Genomic DNA, 5,102 nt, shown 5'->3' on the forward strand with positions numbered 1-5,102 from the left:
CCCGATGATCTGCTCTTCCGAAAAGCGGCTGCGCTTCATGCTCTGGTCCTTGTCGTGGGCCAGAACGAACTTCAAACTGGATTAAACCCGCGGGGCAAGGTCACAGGATCTCCCGCGCGACATATCAAAGATAGGGAGAGTTCGATGCCCCTCGCGCTAGCTCTTATTTTTTGTGTGGTATTATTCGCGGTTTTTCTCGTAGGCATCGCGTGGGCATTGGCCGTATTGGTACCTTTTTACGCCTACGTTGGGCTGGCAATCTACTTGGTATGGAAGAGCGCGCGAAGGCAGGCCGATGTAGAGGCGGCGGTGGTGCGTGACGCCGAGAGACAAAGGTCTTTCAACGACCGGAAATGCGGGCTTGGAATGCGTTGATTGAAAAAGGGGCAGCTCAATTAGCGAGGCGCGAGCGCGCTCCAGGCCGGCTCGACCAAGCCGGAGGCGATCCGCCTGGCCTAGTTTGAAAAGTGCGGTGGCCCAATTAGGAACGCCACCCGGTATCTGCTCTTGTCCCGCTATCACCGGGACCGATCAAGGCGCCCCCTGACTGAGAGACGCGACTGCGCTCTCCGCCCAAACGGAGGACCGGATGTGCCGCGCTACTACTTCCATATTTTGAACGGGAAAATGCTGATCGATGACGTCGGCGTTGAAGTGGCCGACACCGAAGCAGCGAAACTTGAAGCAGTGAAGTACGCAGGCACTGTCCTGACGTCCGAGCATCCCACCGACATGTGGAGGGGGATACCATGGGAGATGAAGGTCACGGACGGCCCTTCACCCAATGAAGGTCGGACTTTGCTCACCCTCACGCTAACCGCTGAAATCAACGGCAATTAGGTGCCTTTGGGGGTCCCTTATTTTGAAAACCTAATATTGGACAAGGAGCCCAAGCCCGCGTCGTGCTATTGTCTGATCATCACAGAGCGGAACTTGGCTTTTATCTGTGATGAGAACGCCACTTGCGCTCCCGCCTTCCTCGAACGGGAAAGGAGCGCGCCATGCAGCATCGGCGTCGTTTCGCGCAAAGCACCTCCCTTGAAGACCGCCTCGCCGAAGAAGCTAAACGGCTTCGCGAGGAAGCCGAACTGCTTCCTCATGGGCCTGTACGCGATGCCGCAATGCGTAGGGCTCGGCAGGCCGAGACCGGCTCTCACATAAACCAGTGGCTGAGATCGCCGGGTCTGGCGCCACCGAAATGATCGGATAGGCCGAAGAAAAGGCGTCTCGAGCGAGAGACCCTGATTGAGAGGCCGGTCAAGCCGACGTCGCAAATCATCTGGACATTCTCCCGGCTTACGCCCGCCGAGGCGAGGACATGATCGAAGAGCCCGACGTCAATCCGTATTCAGTCCACGCGTGCATCTGCCTTGGCGTTGCAGCCTTTGGCGCCGCACTGTTTGTCGCGGCGCTGTTCATAGGCATGCGGCCTAATCCAGGGCGCGCTAATGGACAAAAATGACGTACAGGAGAGCAGCCCCCAGCAGAACTCCCAAAACCGTGTTGGCATTGGGATGCATGTCCTCATTCCTCGGCCCGTGGCAGCCCCGGCACCCGGCCGGGGGGCATGTTGATGCTGGGGCCTCCGGACAGGCTCTTGCCTCGTTAGGGAAGCAGTCACCGCAGACACAAGCCTTCCACCGACAGTCTGTTCCTCGGCGAGTCTACTCTGCGAGCGTGAGCGGCTCGAAGCGCCTCCAGGGCTGAAGAGTACGGAAACACCGGCACCGCCACAACGCACCGGCTCGTGGCGCGCCGCAACAAGGGTGTTTCTGCTACGGGAGTGTCTGATTTAATGTTCCCGGATTGAACAGTTGAAATCCCGAAAGAGTTGATGTGCGGGAGGATGTTCAAATGAAACGCCACCGGTTCAAACAGGATAGGGCGCTAGGCGAACGGCTCATCGAAGAAGCTAGGCAAGCACGGGCAAGGGCAGAGGAGATGCCCCCGGGGACGGAACGCGAGGACCTTTTGAGAGAGGCCCGCGCAGCCGATATCACCGCCCATATTGACGAATGGCTGCAATCGCCAGGCTTGCAGCCACCGAAGTAGTGCCATGGAAGACATGAAAGCCAGCGCGGAGAAAATGCGCGCCGAAGCCAACTATGCGGAGCAGATCGCCAGAAGCGCGACCGACCTGCAGAAGCGCGAGCTTTATGAGCGGCTCGCCGCTCATTTCAGACAGCTCGCCGACGAAATCGAGAAGGCCATAGCTAACAGGTCGGAGGCGGAGTAATGCCGCCTCAGTTGGCGTTGCGGGTCAGCAGATCTTCGCCGAACGGCATCACACAGGTGCCGCTTTCGTGCTTGGATAGCCAGCCGCGCTCGATCGCGTAGTTGAGCCCGGCGCGGAAGGCATTGTCGGGGATGCTCGCAAGGCCTGTCGCTGAGGATCACCGAATACGGCAAGGGCAAGTGATGCGCTGGCGCCGATTGCACCGAACAGTGATGGGCAGCGGCTGGCGGGCCGCCCCTGAGCATCAAATGGCGCGACTACTTGCGGCCTGGGTTGCCGAGCATCAACACCTCCGTGCTGACAAGAGCGCAGTCGTCGCACTTGAAAAGCCGGCGTTCGGCTTGATCGCATACGTGCCTCATTGGCTGCAAACAAAGCTCACAACGATGGACGGGGATAGCGCGGCCGCCATCGCTGAGAATCAGCTTCATTAGCAGTCCCCCTGCGCCTTTGCGCATAGGAATTTCATTCGTGCCGAAGCGGAAGATCATCATGCTTCAAGCCCTTCTCGTAATGCAAGATATTCGGGCGTTGGCGCTTCTTCTAACGCGCTCTAGGGGCCGCGCGTTGAAGGTGTGACGCCGACGGTTTCTCCCTAGGCAATGCGCCGCCGGCTCGAAAATACGCTGTCCCGGCGGCAATGCTCAGACCAGTCGCGAGGTGGAGGGACAAAAATCTCGGATGATCATTGGTGTAGAACGACGATGCAAAGGTTCAAGGAATGAACCCGATGCGGGCAAACATCATGCAGCTTCCGCCTTCCGGCAAAACAGTGACGTATTCGGGGGCGTTGAGCAGCGTCACAGTACGCGACCACCAATCCTAGAGTTACCTAGTACTTGAACTCTGGCATCGACTTTAGTTGGTCTTTCGTGACGTTGATAACGGCGCGATCGGGAAACCATTCGCGCGCAGTCGCGGACGTCATTCCTTCGGTCGTTTTCCCAGCCTTATTAGCGAATTTAAGGCTGTTCATCGCGACCAGCACATAATGCGTTCCCATTCCCAAAAAGCCGCCAGCCTCGATGACGAGACCCCTTACCCGGCCCTGAGAGTCGATGATGATGTCATAGACGTCACCTACTTTGTCGTTGGCTTCATTGTAAACGTTGACGCCCTTCATTTTTGCTGCGCTCCAGTCTCCCGCAGCAGCGATTGGTGCGGCTGCTTCGGACGCCGTGTGAGCAGGAGTCTGCGCGAACGCCCCGGAAGCAAAGAGCAGAGCAGCGATGGTGGCCAATGTTCTCACAATATCCTCCCTAGCTGGAACCTTAAGAACAGAAGCGCTCGGCATTCGTTCCTAGTGATGAGCAGGACCGGTGAGGTGAGGGGATTGGGCCAGCTCGGTGACGAGCACTTGCCGATTCCGGCGGGAACCGATTCAGAGATACGTGCGTCGCTCCATCGCGTCCAATCGGTCGCAGGCGTGAGTTGCGCCTGGACCGACGCTGCGACGTTCCGCACGATCGGCGCAGCGTTCATGTCTTTTGGCTTGCTCGATCGACTCTCACACCCTGGAAATTGCTCCGGGCCCTTAAGCAGGCGCTTCTTACGTGTGGCTTGGTCGCCGGGGGTGGCGGCGAGTCAGCGAGCTTATCGATTGCCTTAGCGGCCATCGCGCGGGCCCGGAGCTTTTGGCCTTCACTGGAGTGCTGCCCCCTTGGCTTTACGGTCAGGCCTAGTTCGACTAGGCGGCGGATGGCTTCGGGGCGGGAGAGGTCCGGCTCGTTCTATTTGGTGATCCATGCGTCGACCGCGGCAAGTGGTCGATCCCAACATCGGACGCCCACGACGGTACTGGACATGAGGTCGGATCTCAGCCGTTCAATTTCTCAGTTTAACAAACTATCCTGCCCTTTTAAGATCGCGCAGAGACCTTCGCAGTTGGCCCGCGTTCTTACATCTTGCCGTCGATCCGCGAGTTGAGCTTGGAGCTTGACGCATTGACGCCAACGGTGCCGTTAGACGCAGGCCCCTGTATTGGAAGCGGGCGGCGGATAATAAAGAGGCGGTGCTTAGCACCACCAGGACGGTCTGCCCCAGCCACTCCAGTTGCATGACCACCCCCCGCAAGTGCGGCAGAGCCGCAGGCTAAGATCGCGATGATGACCAAGCAGGTAATTTTGCAAAAACCCATGGCGGAGACCCTAGTTTGGCGTCAGGGGCAACTAGTCCCGAAGGCCGCCGTTCCTACAAGCCAGATACGACCGTGGGTCAGCTTCCGGCACAACGCCGCTCCGCGGCGCCTTCAGCTGATTGGTAGTGATCCTTGGAAATTGCGGCCAATCAAGCGGGTGCCCGTTGGAAACCGTCCATTGCGGGCGGGCTTGCCATTAGTCTTAAAATTGAACGCCGCCAGGCTCAAAATACATTGTCCTGGCGGCACTTATTTCGCTGGCCTCAAATCCCAGTGCGCCGGTTTAGCGAGCCGAATATGAAGGGCGCCTGAACCAGCTCACTTATTGCCGTTTTTTGCGACCTGTAACAACGAGCGCGAGCTACTGCCGGTTGTAGGTGCGGAAAGATGTCGTTTGGGCCGACTAGGCTGGGACAAAGGGGCACACCCCGCGACCGAGATCGGGACCTTGGGGCACATCTTGGAACTGTATGCACGTTACTCGCACGAGTTTATTGGTCACAATTTTGCAGTACGGGGTCATCAACATTCGCGAATGGGCGCGCGTGGTCGAATGAAACGAGACCTGAACGAGCTTCGGCGGATAGAGTGTCAATCGGCCCTTTAATTGCGGTTTGTTGTCAAGCTACCATTCTTCCTCTCTCCAGTGACACGCCGGTAGCGATTGCTCCGTCGGAGCTGGTCAGGTTGCGGAGACGGAGCGATCGCGGATGGCGAGACGATTGCCTA

At 58.3% G+C, this 5,102-nt stretch carries 7 protein-coding genes; 4 read left to right on the forward strand and 3 right to left on the reverse strand.

Features of this window, described 5'->3' with window-relative positions; genetic code table 11:
- A partial coding sequence (locus tag CT676_RS44975) for a hypothetical protein (protein ID WP_205124640.1) occupies positions 1-375 on the forward strand: 375 nt, incomplete at its 5' end.
- A 216-nt stretch (positions 376-591) separates the two neighbouring features.
- Positions 592-840 carry a hypothetical protein gene (locus CT676_RS42905; protein ID WP_135217270.1) on the forward strand — a complete coding sequence of 83 codons (249 nt, stop codon included), beginning with the start codon at positions 592-594 and terminating at the stop codon, positions 838-840.
- 65 nt (positions 841-905) lie between these two features.
- On the opposite strand, the gene CT676_RS46395 is transcribed toward CT676_RS42905, so the two are convergent.
- Entirely contained in the window at positions 906-1,100 is a 195-nt protein-coding gene (locus CT676_RS46395; protein WP_028159897.1) for a hypothetical protein, read from the reverse strand.
- 218 nt (positions 1,101-1,318) lie between these two features.
- Here CT676_RS46395 and CT676_RS44685 point away from each other — a divergent pair, with 218 nt between their 5' ends.
- Positions 1,319-1,462 carry a hypothetical protein gene (locus CT676_RS44685; protein ID WP_155256153.1) on the forward strand — a complete coding sequence of 48 codons (144 nt, stop codon included), beginning with the start codon at positions 1,319-1,321 and terminating at the stop codon, positions 1,460-1,462.
- 594 nt (positions 1,463-2,056) lie between these two features.
- The gene (locus tag CT676_RS42920) at positions 2,057-2,236 is read left to right on the forward strand and encodes a hypothetical protein (RefSeq protein ID WP_028159895.1); all 180 of its coding nucleotides are present in this window, start codon (positions 2,057-2,059) and stop codon (positions 2,234-2,236) included.
- Positions 2,237-2,493: 257 nt separating this feature from the next.
- On the opposite strand, the gene CT676_RS42925 is transcribed toward CT676_RS42920, so the two are convergent.
- Both CT676_RS42925 and CT676_RS42930 read right to left on the reverse strand, forming a co-directional pair.
- Positions 2,494-2,730 (reverse strand): hypothetical protein, encoded by a 237-nt coding sequence (locus CT676_RS42925; RefSeq protein ID WP_135217271.1) that lies wholly within the window; start codon positions 2,728-2,730, stop codon positions 2,494-2,496.
- Between the two features lie 338 nt (positions 2,731-3,068).
- A complete protein-coding gene (locus tag CT676_RS42930; protein ID WP_028159893.1) occupies positions 3,069-3,485 on the reverse strand; it encodes a PRC-barrel domain-containing protein in 417 nt (138 codons plus the stop codon).
- Positions 3,486-5,102 lie beyond the last annotated feature (1,617 nt).

The sequence above is a fragment of the Bradyrhizobium sp. MOS001 genome (assembly GCF_004634465.1).
Lineage (GTDB): Bacteria > Pseudomonadota > Alphaproteobacteria > Rhizobiales > Xanthobacteraceae > Bradyrhizobium > Bradyrhizobium barranii.